Here is a 15,330-nt window from a genome sequence, read left to right on the forward strand (position 1 = left end):
CGCCAAACTGCGCGATGCTGTCAGGCGCCTGGCAACCGAGAAGCCCATGATCGATCTCGCCGAATGGAATCTGACGGTACCCGTGCCGCTACCCGTGGCCCAGGTACAGACCGCCGAGCTGAATAGCAACCGTTTTCATAGCCCCTATCTGGTCCGTGGCAACGGTGGTTCGTTGCTGTTCTGGGTACCGGTGACCGGCACGCCGCAACCCTTCAACGACTATCCTGCCACCGAGCTGCGCGAGACGCGCCCGGATGGCAGTGCCTATGCCTGGAAGTATCGCGAGGGCGACGCCCTGCTGCAGGCGGAAGCGGCGGTGCAGCAGGTGCCGTCTCGTCCTGAAGTCATCATCAGCGAGATCGAAGATCAGGCGAGTCCGCCAGACTCGGCGCCGCAGGCACTACTGCAAATGGTCTACCAGGAGGAGGAGGCGAGCGATACCAAGGGTCCGGTCCACCAGGGCCGCCTAATCGCCCGCCTGCGCGAAAGTCCGAACGACAGTCCCAAGGACGTAGTGCTGTTGGAACACCTGCCACTCAACAGTCGCTTCAGCTACGACATCAAGCTGGCGCGCAGCGGGGTGCTCAGCGTGCGTGCCCATGGCGCGGGCTCCCGTACGGGTGACCTGGGCCTGCAACTGGACAATGCCTGGAGCAGCCATCATCTGTACTTTAAGGCCGGGGCGCGCCTACGCGATGCGGAGGGACCCGCCAGCGAAGGCGGGCGCGTGCTTTTCTATAGGCTGGTTTCGATGCACCAACCCAACAACCGCTGACGACTGTCAGTGGTCGTGGGCTTCCTGCTGCTTGCGCTCTTCACGCCGATCGTTGCTCACCTTGAGCTTCTTGGCGCGGCTCTCCAGCGCGAAATAGAGCACAGCCGCGATCAGCAGCGGGACGATGAAGTAGAGCGTTCTATAGCCGAGCAGGGCGGCGATGATCTTGCCCTGGGACAGGCCATCGTTGGCCAGGAGGGCGATGAACACCGTTTCCAATACGCCCACGCCCGCAGGGATATGGACGATGACCATGGCGATACTGGAAAGCAGCAGCACGCCGAGCACGTGTAGGTAGTCCACCTGGCGTCCGAGGAACAGGTAGACGATGGCGGCCATGGCCATCCAGTTGATCGAAGACACCACCAGCTGGATGCAGGCCATGCGCAGCGAGGGCAGGGCGAGGCGCTGTTTGCGTACCGTCCATTCCCGTTGTTTGGCGAAGGCGCAGACCGCCAGGTAGAAGACGATGAAGGCCATCAGACCGACGCCGGTCAGCCGCAGAGTGGTATCGCCGACAAACCAATTGGACGGCATGTCCACCACGCCGCTGACGAAGATGCCGCCGGCCAGCAGGATGTAGCCGAGCCAGTTGGTGGCGATGCTGAGGGAAAAGATCCGCGTGATGGTGCCGCTGGAAAGCCCCAATCGCGAATAGAGCCGGTACCTCATGCCGATGCCACCCACCCAGGTACTCAGGGTAAGGGTGAAGGCATAGCAGATGAAGGACACCAGGAACACCTGCCGCTTGACCAGCTTGTGACCGCAATAGGCCCGGCCAATGAGGTCGTAGCAGCCGTACATGATGTACGACAGCACTACCAGGCCGCCGGCCATCAGTAGGGTCGTCCACTTGTAGCCGGTGAAGACCTTCCAGACCTCGCCCCAGTCCACCTTGCGGGCGTAGATCACCAGCAGCACCACCACGGCGATCAGGAAGGCCCAGGTCAGGATCTTCTTGGCCAGGGCCCAGCGGCCGTTCTGTGGCTTGTCTGTCGCCTGCTGGTCGTCCTCGTCGCCAGGGGCGTGATCGAGGGTATCGCTACGGCTGCTCATCGTTGGCACCTTGAAATCGAGGAATCCACCCGGTCCTGGGTTTCGAGCTCGTGCTGGGCCGAGGGATTGATCAACTCGATCTTGGGCGTATGGCCGGGAAGCCAGCCCACCCAGGCGGGGAAGTGGCGCAGGAAGTGGAACACCAGCATGGTCTTGGCCAGGTGCCAGTAGGTACGCTTGGGCACCTTGCTGCTGTCCACGTGCTCACAGTGATTCTGGATCAGTTGCTCCAGCCGACCGCGCAGTTCGCGATTGAAGTCGTGGTCGTGGAAGATCAGGTTGCACTCGAGATTCAGCGACAGGCTCAGCGGATCGAGGTTGCTCGAACCGACCGTGGACCAGTGTTCGTCCATGGTCGCGACCTTGCCGTGCAAGGGTCTCAGGCAGTATTCGTAGATCTCGACGCCAGCCTTCACCAGGTAGTTGTAGAGCATCTGGGCGCCCACCTTGACGATGGCCATGTCCGGCTCGCCCTGGACGATCAGGATCACCCGCACCCCGCGTTGCGCCGCATTGCGCATCTCGCGCAGCAGCCGATAGCCCGGGAAGAAGTAGGCGTTGGCGATCACTACCTCGCGCTTGGCCGTACGCAGCATCTCCAGGTAGTGCTGCTCGATGTCCGCGCGATGCTGGTCGTTGTCGCGGTAGACGAACAACGCCTGGGCATTGCCGGGATGGCGATTGTTGGCCGGCTTGCGCGAACGCTTGCCCCACCAGCGATGAGTCTCTTCCGGGGAGTCGATGGCGTCGCGGGCGAAGCGGTGGATGTCGTCGACGATGGGGCCTTCCACCTCGACGGCGTAATCCTGCTTGGCTTCAGGCCCGAAGTCGCCCAGGTGCTCGGCGGAATAATTGATGCCCCCGATGAAGCCGAGGCGGGCATCCACCACCACGATCTTGCGGTGCAGGCGACGGAAGAGGTTGGTCCTCATGCCCATCACCAGGGGGCGCGGATCGTAGTAGCGAAAGCGCACGCCGGCCTGGACCATCTCGTCGATGAACTCGCGCGGCAGATCGGGCGAGCCGTAGGCATCCACGGTGATGTCCACCTGGACGCCGCGTTTGGCTGCCGCTACCAACTCTTCCTGCAGGGCCTTGCCGACCTTGTCGTAGAAGAGGATGAAGGTCTCGATGATGACCTCGCGCTCGGCGGCGCGGATCACCTCGAACACGCGTGGGAAGAAGTCCTCGCCGTTTTCCAGCAAGGTGATGCGGTTTCCGTCCCGCCACTCGAAGTTCATAGGTGGAAGTCCGCGGCGAGAGGCGCGTGGTCGGACAGATGCGACCAGGGCTGATTGCCCAGCACCTGGGGGCGACCCACACTGACGTTGCGCGTGTAGATGCGATCCAGGCAAAGCAGCGGGCGCTTCGCCGGGAAGGTCTTGGGTAGTCGCCCTGCGGTCTTCATGAATACCTCTTCGAGTCCTGCGCCCTGGCCAAGGATGTCGTTGGCCTTCTGGCGCCAGTCGTTGAAGTCCCCGGCCACCACGACGGGGGCGTCGCTGGGCAGGGAGTTGATGTGTTCGCAGATCAACTTCATCTGCATCTGGCGATGCTTCTCGCGCAGACCCAGGTGCACGCAGATCACGTGGAGATCCACCGCCTGGTCCGGAAGGCGCAGAACGCAATGCAGCATCCCGCGCTTTTCCGGACCGGCGATGGAAATGTCGAAGTTGTCGTAACTGACGATGGGAAACTTCGACAGCACCGCATTACCGTGGTGGCCGTCCGGGTAGACCGCATTGCGCCCGTAGGCGAAGTCGGTCCACATCGAATCGGCCAGGAATTCGTACTGCGGCGCCGCCGGCCAGTTCTCGAAGCGCAACGGGTGTTTTTCGTGGGTGCCCAATACCTCCTGCAAGAAGACAATGTCCGCTGACACCGTCCGCACCGCTTCACGCAATTCCGGCAAGATGAACTTGCGATTGAAGGACGTGAAGCCCTTGTGCGTATTGATGGTCAGGACCTTGAACGAAAAACCCTGTTGCGCGTTCGTCATGCCTGGCGTTTCCTCCGCTTGGTCTGGGTCAGCTCGAACAGCAATACCGAGCGTCCGGTGACCTGATAGGTATCTCCGAAGTTGAAGACGTCACCCGCGTCCAGGTCCGGCTGATTGGTGTCGAGTTGCAACGCCCAATGCTCGCCCTGGGGGACCTCCGGCAGGGTGAAATCCACCACATCATAATGAGCATTGACCAGAATCAGCAGCGAGGTATCCGCACCCTTGCGACGAATACCGGTCGGCTGAGCACGACCATCGAGCAGGATGCCCATGCACTTGTTGCTGCCGTCCTGCCATTGCTCCACGCCCATCTCGTCGCCGCTGGGTTGCAACCAGGTGACGTCCTTGACGCCCAATTCCTCGTTGTAGACGCCGGTGAAGAAGCGGCTCCGGCGCAGTAGCGGGTAGCGTCGGCGCAGGTCGATCAGGGTGCGCACGTATTCCTGTAACTCGGCGCTCTTCTCGCTGATCTCCCAGTTGACCCAGCCGATCTCGCTGTCCTGGCAATAGGCGTTGTTGTTGCCGCCTTGGGTGCGGGCGAATTCATCACCCGCCAGCAGCATCGGCGTGCCCTGGGAGAGGAAGAGGGTGGCCAGCAGGTTGCGCATCTGGCGGTAGCGCAGTTCGATGATTTCCGGATCGTCGGTCTCGCCTTCGGCGCCGCAGTTCCACGACAGGTTGTGGGAGTGACCGTCCTTGTTGTCCTCGCCGTTGGCCTCGTTGTGCTTGTCGTTGTACGACACGGTATCGGCCAGGGTGAAGCCATCGTGGGCGGTGACGAAGTTGACGGAAGAGTAGGGCTTGCGGCCGCGGCGATTGAACTTGTCACCGGAGCCCAGGAAGATCTTCGCGAAGTCGCCGATCTGGTCCTCATCGCCTTTCCAGAAGGCGCGGGCGGTGTCGCGGAAGGTGTCGTTCCACTCCATCCAGCCGGGCGGGAAGTTGCCCACCTGGTAGCCACCGGGGCCGCAGTCCCAGGGTTCGGCGATGAGTTTGGTCTCGGCCAGGATCGGGTCCTGCCGGCAAGCGTGCAGGAAGCCGCCGCCTTCGTCGAAGCCGTCCGGCTCGCGGCCGAGGATGGTGGCCAGGTCGAAGCGGAAGCCGTCTACGCCCATCTCGGTGGCCCAGTAGCGCAGCGAGTCGGTCACCATCTGCAGCACGCAGGGGTGGCTCATGTTCAGGGTGTTACCGGTGCCGGTATCGTTGATGTAGTAACGCGCATCATCGGGCATCAGCCGGTAGTAGTTGGCGTTGTCGATGCCCTTGAGCGAGAGGGTCGGCCCCATCTCGTTGCCTTCGGCGGTGTGGTTGTAGACCACGTCGAGGATCACCTCGAGGCCGGCGTTGTGCATGCGCGCGACCATCACCTTGAACTCGCCGATGGATTGGCTGGCCATGTAGCGCGAGTGCGGGGCGAAGAACGCCAGGGTGTTGTAGCCCCAGAAGTTTCTCAGACCCTTTTCCAGCAGGTGGTTGTCATCCAGGAAATAGTGGATCGGCATCAGCTCGACGGAGGTCACGCCGAGGGACTTGATGTAGTCGATCACCTCGCTTTCCTGCAGACCGGAGAAGGTGCCGCGGGCGTTCTCGGGAACCGCCGGGTGCTGCATGGTGTAGCCGCGGACGTGGGTCTCGTAGAACACGGTGCGGTCGCGCGGGACCCGGGGATGGGTGGTGTTACCCCAGGTGAAGGCGGGGTCGATCACCCGGCAGCGCGGCATGAAGGGCGCGCTGTCACGCTCATCGAAGGAGAGGTCGCCATCGGGATGGCCGATGGTGTAGCCGAACAGGGCATCGTTCCACTCCAGCTCGCCGACGATCTGCTTGGCATAGGGATCGATCAGCAGCTTGTTATGGTTGAAACGGTGACCGTTCTGCGGCTCGTAGGGGCCATGGACGCGGTAGCCGTACAGGGTGCCCGGGCGGGCGTCGGGCAGGTAGCCGTGCCAGATTTCGTTGGTGAATTCCGGCAACTCGATGCGCTCGATCTCTTCCTTGCCTTCATCATCGAAGAGGCACAGTTCCACCTTGGTGGCGTTGGCGGAGAAGATGGCGAAGTTCACGCCAGAACCGTCCCAGGTGGCGCCCAGTGGATAGGGTAGTCCCTCACGCACACGAGACTTGGACTTACTGATGAAAGTGGTCGCTTCGGTTAACGGCTTGTGGGAATCAGTTGAAGTCATCTTGACGCTCTCGGGATAGCTGGGAAGGAAGTAGCTCTGAGTCGGCTCTCAATACCTGCCGGTGGCTGAATCGATACAGATCCGGCTACGTGTATATGAAAGGCCCGACGCAGCGCAGTTCCGGCACTCCTGAGCGAGCCGACAAAGCGTTGTTTTTTCTAAAAAAATCGGGGAATTTCGGATGAAGCGCGGGCCACCACGAGGCGGCAGGGGAAGGCCTGGCCGAACGGCCAGGCCGGGGCATCACATCACTCGCTTGCAGCGGGTTTTGCGGCGGGAGCCTTGGCGCGCGACGCGCGAGGTTTCTTCGGCGTAGCGGGAGCCACGCCAACACCCGTCGCTTCAACGTTCGCGTCCGGCTTGGCCTTGCTCGCACTGGCCTTGCTGGCGCTGGGCTTGACCGCCTGCTTGGCCTTGGACACCACCTTCTTCGCCGCCGCCTCGACCTTCTCGGTCACGGACTGGCCTTCGGCCGCCGCCTCGGTCGCAGCCTTCTCACTGCCGCTCTTGGTCTTGCCAGTGGTGCTGACCTTGCTGGCAGGCGCCTTGCTGGTCGTGGTCTTGGTCGCCCGTGGCTTCTTGGCGACGGTTTTCTTGGCCACACCTTCCTGTTCGGCTTCGTACAGTCGGGTCGCCATTTCCCAATGGCGATCATGTTCGTGCGCCGGCCGTCCTTCAGACTCCCAGATCTGATAGGCGAGCTGCTGAATGCGTTCGTCTTTTTGGGTCATTACGGTGCGGCTCCTTGAGTGGTGTCTTGTGTGCTGAGCAATCCAAGCGGAAAACGTGCCAGAACCTCGCCGATAGATAGCTCTTTCTTTTGGTCATGGACAGATGAGGGGACGAAAGTTTCCCCAAAACGGTACATGGACAAGGTTTCAGGGAGTTTTATCCGAGTGTCTTGCCAGGCATCCGCAGAAAAGCTGATTTTCCCACCGGCTTCCAACAGGCTGGACGTGTGTAGCGGCACCACGACGATGACCGCCTGCTCTTCCCAGGTGCGCGCGAAGGCGAGCACGTTCGCCGCGCGCGCACCTTCGACCGTCAGGGGTACATAGCTGCCTTCGGTGAACAGGCGCGGCTGCTGCTTGCGCAATTGCAGCACGGCGGCCAATACCTGCTGCTTGACCTCACCGTTCTGCCAATTCGCCAAGGCTTCCACAGCGGAAGCCTGCTGCGCCAGGGCGTCCTGGCGCGGGGCGTAGTCCACGGCGCGGCGGTTGTCTGGCTCCACCAGGCTGAAGTCCCAGAACTCACCACCCTGATAGAGATCGGGAACGCCAGGCGCCGTGTTGCGCAGCAGCAGTTGGACCAGGCCATTCAGGGCACCGGCCGGGGCTAGTTCCTGCACGGCAGCGACGATTTCGCCACGCAGCGAGCGGTATTTGTCATCGGTGAGCAAGCCTTCCAGGAAGGCTTTGCAGGCGGCTTCGTAGTCGCCATTCGGCGCCCACCAGTCCGACTCCAGCTTCTCTTCGCGCAAGGCTTTTTCCTGCCATTGCAGCAGGCGCTCCAGATAGGCCTGCAGGCCCTTGCTGTCGTCCGCCTGCAGGTCCAACGGCCAGCTGGCGAGCAGGGTCTGGTAGAGCATCAGCTCGTCACCGGGGGTGGGAGCGGGCGCTTCGTTCCACTGGCCACGCAAAGGTGCGGCCTGCTGCATCCAGCGGCTGACCTGAGCGATATAGGCCTCTGGTTTTTCCGATACCACTGCCAAGCGCGCCCGGGTGTCTTCACCACGTTTGTGGTCGTGGGTCGCCGTGGTCAGCATGTTGCGCGGGAAGTGCTCGGCGCGCCAGCCGCTGGCTTCATGGAAGGCACTCACTGGCTGGGCGAAATGCTGGGGGTCGAAGCCGACGTCGTTACGTGAGAGCAGGGGCGCGGAGCGATAGCAGGCGGTGTCTTCCACCGCCTTGGCGGCGATGGGCGAAGTGAGCTGCTGGAACTTGGTGATGGCGCGACGCTGTTCGCGACGGGCCAGGCTGCCCACCGGCTTGTGGCGCGGCGCCTCGCCACCCAGCCAGGCACGCAATTGCTCGAGCAAGGGTTGCTCCGCCTCGCTGACATGGGGCCGCGCCGCTTCCAGGGCGGTGTCGAACCACTGGGCATCGTTGCCGACGAAACCCGCCGCGCCGGCGTAGGTGCGATAGACCTTGAACTGCACGATCAACTCCAGCAGCACCCGGCGAATGGCGCCTTGGCTGGTGTCACGGGTCCGCCAATCCTGCTGGGCCAGCAGGTGCAGGGTATGCACGGCCGACTCGAATTCGCTGTTCAGCGCCGTGGTGAGTACCAGGCGCCGCGCCTCCCGTACCTCTTCGAGGAAGTCTTCGGTACGGCCGGTGGTTTCCGCCCAGAACTTGCGCAGGGGTGCTTCACCACGGGCATCGTGCTGGACCGCCGAGACCTCGTTCATGAATTCGTAGCCAGTGGTGCCGTCGATGCCCCAGCCTTCGCGCAGGTGTTCACCCTCGGCGAGGATCTTCTCGATGTAGATGGGGAAGCCATCTTCCGGTGCACCACCGGATCGGCTGGCGCAGAGATCGTCCACCCGGCGGCGCAGCTTGCGGCAATAGGCGCGCGGATTGGCCAGGCCATCGATGTGGTCGAGTCTCAGGCCGTCGAGCAGGCCTTCGCTGATCAGGCGGAAGATCAGCGAATGGGTTTCCTCGAACACCTCGTGGCGCTCCATGCGCAGGCCGCCCAGTTCGGTGATGTCGAAGAACCGCCGCCAGTTGATGTCATCCGAGGCGGTGCGCCAGCTGGCCAGGCGATAGTGCTGGCTCTCCAGCAGGGCATGCAGGCGTTCCTGGTTATCCGGCTGGCTACCATCGAAGGCGGCGATGGCCTTGTCGATGGCGGCGGCGACAGCGGGCTCCTTGGCGGCATCCGCCAGCTGGCGCTGGGCGCCCCGGGCTTCTGCCTGGTCCTTGGCGCGGGCGGAGAAGGCATCCGCGAACAGGCTCAGCTGGGGCAGGTCGCTCTCGCGCAGGATCTGGCCATAGGTGCCGGGATTGATGGGGAAGTGGTGGGCGTAGTACTCCACGCGGAAGGCGCCTTGTTCCGCATCGAACACCAGCTTGAGTTCGCCGGCCTGCAGGACGTTGCCATAGGCATCGCCGAGGAAGGGCAGCAGCACCTGGCCTTGCAGATCCGGATCGGGGCCGTACCAGTTGATGTCGTAGAAGCCGGCGTAGCGGCTCTGGCGGCCCCATTCGAGGATGTCGAGCCACCAGGCGTTTTCCGAACCGCCCACGTTGGTGTGGTTGGGCACGAAGTCGGCGATCAGACCCATGCCGTGCTCGCGCAGCCGGGCGACCAGGCGGCGCAGCGCCTCTTCACCGCCCAGCTCCGGGTTCACCCGGGTCGGGTCCACCACGTCGTAGCCGTGCACGGAGCCGGCGCGGGCGGTCGTGATAGGAGACGCATAGAAATGGCTGATACCCAGCTTGGCGTAGTACTCCACCAGGGGCAGGGCATCGTCGAAGGTGAAATCCTTGTGGAACTGCAGGCGTACGGTAGCGCGCAAGCGACTCATCGAGTGATCTCCGGATTGTTACGAGCAGCGCTCAGCACGCTTAGGCGTCGTTCAGGGGTGGCGGCGTCCAGCAGACGATCCGCGGGCGCATCCCAGCGGCGCAGCCAATTGGGGTGTTCATTAGTGGTGCCGGGCAGGTTGGCCTGCTCCAGCTGCCCCAGGGCGTCTTCCACCGGCAGGATGATCAAGGGCGCCGGGGTACGACCGATGAAGTCGATGGCCGCGTCGACCGCCGCCTCGACGTTGTCGACGCTGGTATCTTCCAGGTGCAGCACCTTGGCCAGGTGACGGCGATCCTCGGCACGTTCGGCCAACTGGTCTTCCCGGCTGGTGCCATCGGGCAGCAGGCCCAACTTTTCCTGCCAGTCGGCATCGCGGCCCTGCCACCAACCGGTGAGGGTCGGCAGGTCGTGGGTGGTGGGCATGCCCATGGCCGTGGCGGACCAGGCCTTGGCCGCCTTGAACGCCTTGCCATCGCGCTCGAACAGCAGGATCTGCATGCCCATGACGGCGCGTTCGGCCAGCCGCTCGCGGAAGCCTTCGGGCACCGTGCCCAGGTCTTCGCCCATGACCACGCAGCGATAGCGCCAGGACTCCAGAGCGACCAGCCGCAGCAGGTCGTCGATGGGGTAGGAGAGGTAGGCGCCATCGGCGGGCGAGGCGCCCTCGGGCACCAGCCACAGGCGTTGCAGGCCCATCACGTGATCGATACGCACGCCTCCGGCATGGGCGAAGTTGGCCCTGAGCATCTCGATGAAGGCCCGGAAGCCGTGCTTGACCATGCCGGTGGGCGAGAAGGCGGAAATACCCCAGCCCTGGCCCTTCTGGTTCAGCAGGTCCGGCGGGCAACCGACGGTGACCGAGGCCAGCAGCTCTTCCTGGCGACTCCAGGCCTGGCTACCACCGCCGTCCGCGCCCACGGCGATGTCGGCGATCAGGCCGATGTGCATCCCGGCGTCGCGGCACTGCCGCTGCGCCGCGGCCAGGCCTTCGCTGGCCAGCCACTGGGTGAAGGCATAGAACTCCACATCCTGGGCATGGTGCTCGGCGAATTCGGCCACCGCCGGATTCTTTGGATCGCGGTACTGCGGCGGCCAGTGCTGCCAGCTCGGCGACGCCTCGCCTTGGGTGAAGGAGGCATGCAGGGCCTCGAAGCGGCAGTGATTTTCCAGGGCTTCACCGCCCTCGCGGCGGAACGTCTCGAAGCGCTGGCGCAGTTCGCCGTCTGCGGTACGGAAATCCAGGTGCAGGGTACGCAGCAGGCGCAGGCGCAGCTTCGCCAGCGCCGGCCAGTCGATCAGCTCCAGCTGTTCGAGGCGCTCGGCTTCCGCCTGCAGGCCGGCCCGTTCCATGGCCTGGTGCACGCGGTCGGCGCCGAAGACCAACTCCGGCGCCGCATAGAGCACGTTGAAGAACACCCGGCTGGAGGGCGAGTAGGGGCTGTAGCGACTGCCATCGGCGCTGAACATGGCGTGCAGCGGGCTGATGGCCAGGGCGTCGGCACCCTTGCTGGCAGCGGCCTTGGCGAGTTGCACCAGGCCCTGCAGATCCCCCGCGCCGCTACCTCCTTCGCGTCGCAGGCTGTAGAGCTGCACCGCCAGTCCCCACAACCGGGCGTGTTCGTCGCCGGTCGCGTCGGCGATGGTGTAGCAACGCTCGGGCGCTACCGCGAGGGTCAGCGGTCTGCCGTCGATCTCTGCTTGGTGGTAACCCGGCTGCTCGATAGCCGGGAGTTGCCCCCGGGCGTCCACGGTGCCTTCCAGGCGCTCGCCACCTTCCAGTTGCACCTGGTAGCGGACGCCGCTCTTGAATTGATCCGGCGTCCCGACGGGTTTGCCCACCAGCGCGGTGATCAGGGGCGGCAGATGGTCCTTGTCGCCCACCTCGGCCAGCTTGCGCAGACTCGCCTCTATGTCGGCGTCGCTATCGGCCGGCAATTCGATGGCTTTGAGCAGGTTGCGTAACGCCTCGGGGCTTACCCGCTGGCGCTGGCCATCGTAGGCCGTCCATTCGATGGCGATGCCGGCCGCCTTGGCCAGCTGTTCCAGGCGATCCCCGCTCATGCCTTTTTCTCCAGCCAGACCAGCGCCGTATGAGCGGCCAGTTGGCCCTCCTGGCGCTGAGCGACAGCCTTGGCATCGCTGCTGTGCAGCAGCTCGCCGTTCGATTGCTCAGCCACCTTCACCGGGGCTTCGCTGAGGTTGAGTTCGATGGTCAGGCGACTGCCATCGGCCAGGGTCCAGCCGGCCCGTACGGCGCGGTCGGCCAGCGCCTCGGCGCCGGTGGCACGGGCGCCCTCCAGACGCGGGAAGAGTTCCTTGTGGCGGATCTCCAGCAACTCCCGATAGAGCGCGATCCAAGCGGCATGGTCGGGCTGATCCGCCTCGCCGAAGTTGGGTTTGGAATCCTCGAAGGTCTTGGGCGCGTTCGGGTCGGGGATCTGCTGGCGATGCTCTTCACTGGTGAAGAAATCGAAATCCTTGAATTCGTTGCGGCGCCCGTCGCGTACCAGTTCCGCCAACTCCTCGTTGTGGCTGGTGAAGAACAGGAAGGGTTGGCGGCTGCCCCATTCCTCGCCGATGAACAACAGCGGGATCATCGGGCTGAGCAGCAGCAGGGCGGTGGCGGCACGCAGCGCCGGCTCCGGGGCGAGGCGGGTGAGGCGTTCACCGAAGGCTCGGTTGCCCACTTGGTCGTGGTTCTGCAGGAAGACGATGAAGGACGAGGCGGGCAGGTCCTTGCTCGGCTCGCCGCGAGCCTTGCCATGGCGGGTCTGCTCGCCCTGGTAGATGAAGCCCTCGCCCAGGCAGCGCACCAGCTTGGCGGTCGCGTCCTGGGTGAAGTCCTGGTAGTAGCCCTCGTCCTCGCCGGTCAACAGCGGATGGATAACGTTATGCCAGTCGTCCGTCCACTGGGCGTTGTAGTGCTTGCCGCCAAGCAGGGTGGCGGTGTTGTCCTCGTTTTCCAGCATCAGATGGACATGGCGACCCGGCTCCACGGTGGCGCGGATTTCCTCGGCCATTTCTTCCAGGAAGCCTTTGTCATTGATGGCGTGCACGGCATCGAATCTCAGGCCGTCGAAGCGGTACTCCATCAGCCACATCAGGGCGTTGTCGATGAAGTAGCGGCGTACGGCATCCTGGCGGAAGTCGATGGCGGCGCCCCAGGGCGTGTGGATGTCTTCGCGGAAGAAACGCTCGGCGTAGGCGTGCAGGTAGTTGCCGTCCGGGCCGAAGTGGTTGTAGACCACGTCCAGGTAGACCATCACGCCATGGGCGTGGGCGGTGTCGATCAGCGACTTGAGGTCGTCCGGCGTGCCGTAGGACGCTTCCACGGCGTAGGGCAGCACCCCGTCATAGCCCCAGTTGCGGCCGCCGGGAAATTCCGACAGCGGCATCAGTTCGATGGCGGTGATGCCCAGGGCCGCCAGGCGCGGCACCAGTTTCTCCACCCCGGAGAAGCCGCCGAGGGTACCGACGTGCAATTCGTAGATGACGCTCTCGTGCCAGGGGCGACCCTGCCACTCCACGGTTTGCCAGTGGTAGGTGGTAGGGTCGATGACGATACTCGGCTCGTGGACATCGCCGGCCTGGGCGCGGGAGGCAGGGTCGGGCACCAGTTGATCGCCGATCTGATAGCGATAGCGCGTTCCCGCGCCACACTGGGCCTCGACGCTGAACCAGCCGTCGTCCTGGGCTTCCAGGGGGATGGTCATGCCGCCTTCCAGGGCCACCGACACGGCGTCGGCACTGGGCGCCCAGAAATGAAACAGCGTGCGGTCCTTGCTCAACAGCGTGGCACCGGCACGGGTCTGCCAGGCGTAGCCCCCGGTCACTGCGGCTGCGTCGCGCGAAATATCAGTCATGGATGGAAAACTCCCGAAGCCGGACGGCAGAAAAGAAACTGCGGCCCTGATGGCCGCAGTTGCAGTTATGACCGGTGGGAGTCGCTCAAAGTTGAGCGAGCCAGGCGCTTTTCGTCGGTCTTTTGCCGATGGAAAAGCGCTTGGTAGCCGCCCTGAGCGTCAGGCGCTGGCCTGACGTTCCTGCTGGGCGGTGGCGTCGAGCAGATCGAGATACAAAGCGGCGTAAGGCTTGGCGCATTCGGACCAGAAGAAGGGGCCCTGCATCGCCCGCCGGCGCATGGCATTGAGCAGGTCCTTGCGCTCGAAGGCACCCAGGGCGCGATCGATGGCACCGATGTAGTTTTCCAGCGACAAGGGGTTGAACAGGAAGCCGGTGGTACCATCTTCGATGCTGTCGGCCAGCCCACCCGTGCGGGTGGCGATCGGCAGCGAGGCGAAGCGCTGGGCGTACATCTGGCTCAGGCCGCAGGGCTCGAAACGCGACGGCATCAGCAGGAAATCGCTGCCGGCATACATACGGCGGGCTTCCGTCTCGCAGAAACCGATGTGGGCACTGACACGACCGGGATGACGCAGCGCCAGGGCGCGGACCTGCCGCTCGATGTGCGGCTCACCGCAACCGATGATCATCAGTTGGCCACCGCGGGCGACGATATGGTCGGCGGCCTCGATGGTCAGGTCGATACCCTTTTGCTGTACCAGGCGGGAAACGACGGCGAACAGCGGGCCGTTGGAGGGTTCGAGTCCGAACGCCTCGCGGATGTGGGCAGCATTGACGGCCTTGCCATCCCAGTCCTTTTCGGTGAAGCACTGGCTCAGGTGGGGATCGCTGCAGGCACTCCAGTCGTCATCGATACCGTTGAGCAGGCCGGTGAGCTTGCCCTGGCGCGCCTTGACCTGCAGCAGGCCTTCCAGGCCATAGCCGAACTCGGGCGTGGTGATTTCCTGGGCGTAGGTGTGGCTGACGGTGGTGATGTGATCGGCGTAGACCAGGCCGGCCTTTAGGAAGGACACCTTGCCCCAGAATTCGAGACCTTCCATCTGGAAGGCATGATCCGGGATGTCCAATTCGGCCAGTACCGAGGCCGGGAACAGACCCTGGTACGCCAAGTTGTGGATGGTGGTCAGGCAGGGGGTGTTGGAACCCTTCCAGCGCAGATAGCCGGCGGCCAGACCGGTCTGCCAGTCGTTGAGATGCAGCAGATCCGGCACCCAGCGAATGGAGGCTTCGCCCAGGGCGAAATCGGCGGCGGCGCTGGCCAGACGGCCGAAGCGAATGTGGTTGTCGGCCCAGTCGGCGTTGTTGAGATCGCCGTAGGGGTTACCCGGACGCTCGTAGAGCTCGGGGCAGATCAGCACATAGACGACCAGCCCGTCTTCCAGGTTGACCCGCCCAATGTCGCAGGCCGGCATCGCAGCGCGGGCGGCGATGCGACCGACCATCTGCATGCGATCCTTGACCGCTGCCATGACCTGGCGATAGCCGGGAATCAGTACCCGGACATCATGGGAGGCAGCCAGGGCGCGCGGCAGGGCGCCAGAAACCTCGCCCAGGCCACCGGCCTTGACGAAATCGGAAATTTCCGGGGTTACGAAAAGAATGCGCTTGCGGGTTTCGACGACGGAGCTCAGCGTCAGCTGGGGCTCGTCCGTACGCTTGCGGAGAGAGCTGGATCTGGTAGTGCGGGTGGCAGTTTCAACGGGCTTCAGGGCCCCAAATTTCCCCACGACGGCGTTTGCCATGGTGCGCTCCCAATGCAGCAAGTTCGAGACTGAGGTTTACCTGATTGCTTCTTTCCTGAAGCGCGATGCTCCTGGTTCAAAAACGCCTACAGCCGAGCTGCTACAGCCTTTTTGCCGGTCACCTCTTCTGAGATGTCTGGATCTGGGCGAGAACTGCTTCGCGGATTTCCA

The 15,330-nt window shown here is 63.8% G+C and carries 10 protein-coding genes; 1 reads left to right on the forward strand and 9 read right to left on the reverse strand.

Features of this window, described 5'->3' with window-relative positions:
• The first annotated feature begins 46 nt into the window (after positions 1 to 46).
• Positions 47 to 775: a polysaccharide lyase family 7 protein gene (locus FAZ11_RS08845; protein WP_058771846.1), complete on the forward strand. Its 729-nt coding sequence runs from the start codon at positions 47 to 49 to the stop codon at positions 773 to 775.
• A 6-nt stretch (positions 776 to 781) separates the two neighbouring features.
• On the opposite strand, the gene FAZ11_RS08850 is transcribed toward FAZ11_RS08845, so the two are convergent.
• The 9 genes from FAZ11_RS08850 to glgA all read right to left on the reverse strand — a co-directional run bounded on the left by FAZ11_RS08850 (position 782) and on the right by glgA (position 15,159).
• The gene (locus tag FAZ11_RS08850) at positions 782 to 1,831 is read right to left on the reverse strand and encodes a lysylphosphatidylglycerol synthase transmembrane domain-containing protein (RefSeq protein WP_058771847.1); all 1,050 of its coding nucleotides are present in this window, start codon (positions 1,829 to 1,831) and stop codon (positions 782 to 784) included.
• Positions 1,828 to 3,072: a cardiolipin synthase ClsB gene (gene clsB / locus FAZ11_RS08855; RefSeq protein ID WP_058763206.1), complete on the reverse strand. Its 1,245-nt coding sequence runs from the start codon at positions 3,070 to 3,072 to the stop codon at positions 1,828 to 1,830. The genes FAZ11_RS08850 and clsB overlap by 4 nt, the downstream gene beginning before the upstream one ends.
• Positions 3,069 to 3,830 (reverse strand): endonuclease/exonuclease/phosphatase family protein, encoded by a 762-nt coding sequence (locus FAZ11_RS08860; protein WP_058763208.1) that lies wholly within the window; start codon positions 3,828 to 3,830, stop codon positions 3,069 to 3,071. Before FAZ11_RS08860 ends, clsB begins: the two co-directional genes overlap by 4 nt.
• The gene (glgX, locus tag FAZ11_RS08865) at positions 3,827 to 6,016 is read right to left on the reverse strand and encodes a glycogen debranching protein GlgX (RefSeq protein WP_058763210.1); all 2,190 of its coding nucleotides are present in this window, start codon (positions 6,014 to 6,016) and stop codon (positions 3,827 to 3,829) included. Before glgX ends, FAZ11_RS08860 begins: the two co-directional genes overlap by 4 nt.
• Positions 6,017 to 6,264: 248 nt before the next feature.
• The gene (locus FAZ11_RS08870) at positions 6,265 to 6,747 is read right to left on the reverse strand and encodes a DUF2934 domain-containing protein (RefSeq protein ID WP_058763212.1); all 483 of its coding nucleotides are present in this window, start codon (positions 6,745 to 6,747) and stop codon (positions 6,265 to 6,267) included.
• Positions 6,747 to 9,551 carry a malto-oligosyltrehalose synthase gene (gene treY / locus FAZ11_RS08875; RefSeq protein ID WP_137279178.1) on the reverse strand — a complete coding sequence of 935 codons (2,805 nt, stop codon included), beginning with the start codon at positions 9,549 to 9,551 and terminating at the stop codon, positions 6,747 to 6,749. Before treY ends, FAZ11_RS08870 begins: the two co-directional genes overlap by 1 nt.
• A complete protein-coding gene (malQ, locus tag FAZ11_RS08880) occupies positions 9,548 to 11,614 on the reverse strand; it encodes a 4-alpha-glucanotransferase (RefSeq protein ID WP_058771850.1) in 2,067 nt (688 codons plus the stop codon). The genes treY and malQ overlap by 4 nt, the downstream gene beginning before the upstream one ends.
• Positions 11,611 to 13,416, reverse strand: coding sequence for a malto-oligosyltrehalose trehalohydrolase (treZ, locus tag FAZ11_RS08885; protein ID WP_081319929.1), 1,806 nt, complete (start codon positions 13,414 to 13,416; stop codon positions 11,611 to 11,613). The genes malQ and treZ overlap by 4 nt, the downstream gene beginning before the upstream one ends.
• Positions 13,417 to 13,575: 159 nt before the next feature.
• A complete protein-coding gene (gene glgA / locus FAZ11_RS08890; RefSeq protein ID WP_058771922.1) occupies positions 13,576 to 15,159 on the reverse strand; it encodes a glycogen synthase GlgA in 1,584 nt (527 codons plus the stop codon).
• Positions 15,160 to 15,330: the final 171 nt, after the last annotated feature.

The organism is Pseudomonas rhizoryzae (assembly GCF_005250615.1).
Lineage (GTDB): Bacteria > Pseudomonadota > Gammaproteobacteria > Pseudomonadales > Pseudomonadaceae > Chryseomonas > Chryseomonas rhizoryzae.

Coding starts and splice junctions, on each gene's coding strand:
- FAZ11_RS08845 (WP_058771846.1), top strand. CDS start 47: ATGATCGATCTCGCCGAATGGAATCTGACGGTACCCGTGCCGCTACCC.
- FAZ11_RS08850 (WP_058771847.1), bottom strand. CDS start 1,831: ATGAGCAGCCGTAGCGATACCCTCGATCACGCCCCTGGCGACGAGGAC.
- clsB (WP_058763206.1), bottom strand. CDS start 3,072: ATGAACTTCGAGTGGCGGGACGGAAACCGCATCACCTTGCTGGAAAAC.
- FAZ11_RS08860 (WP_058763208.1), bottom strand. CDS start 3,830: ATGACGAACGCGCAACAGGGTTTTTCGTTCAAGGTCCTGACCATCAAT.
- glgX (WP_058763210.1), bottom strand. CDS start 6,016: ATGACTTCAACTGATTCCCACAAGCCGTTAACCGAAGCGACCACTTTC.
- FAZ11_RS08870 (WP_058763212.1), bottom strand. CDS start 6,747: ATGACCCAAAAAGACGAACGCATTCAGCAGCTCGCCTATCAGATCTGG.
- treY (WP_137279178.1), bottom strand. CDS start 9,551: ATGAGTCGCTTGCGCGCTACCGTACGCCTGCAGTTCCACAAGGATTTC.
- malQ (WP_058771850.1), bottom strand. CDS start 11,614: ATGAGCGGGGATCGCCTGGAACAGCTGGCCAAGGCGGCCGGCATCGCC.
- treZ (WP_081319929.1), bottom strand. CDS start 13,416: ATGACTGATATTTCGCGCGACGCAGCCGCAGTGACCGGGGGCTACGCC.
- glgA (WP_058771922.1), bottom strand. CDS start 15,159: ATGGCAAACGCCGTCGTGGGGAAATTTGGGGCCCTGAAGCCCGTTGAA.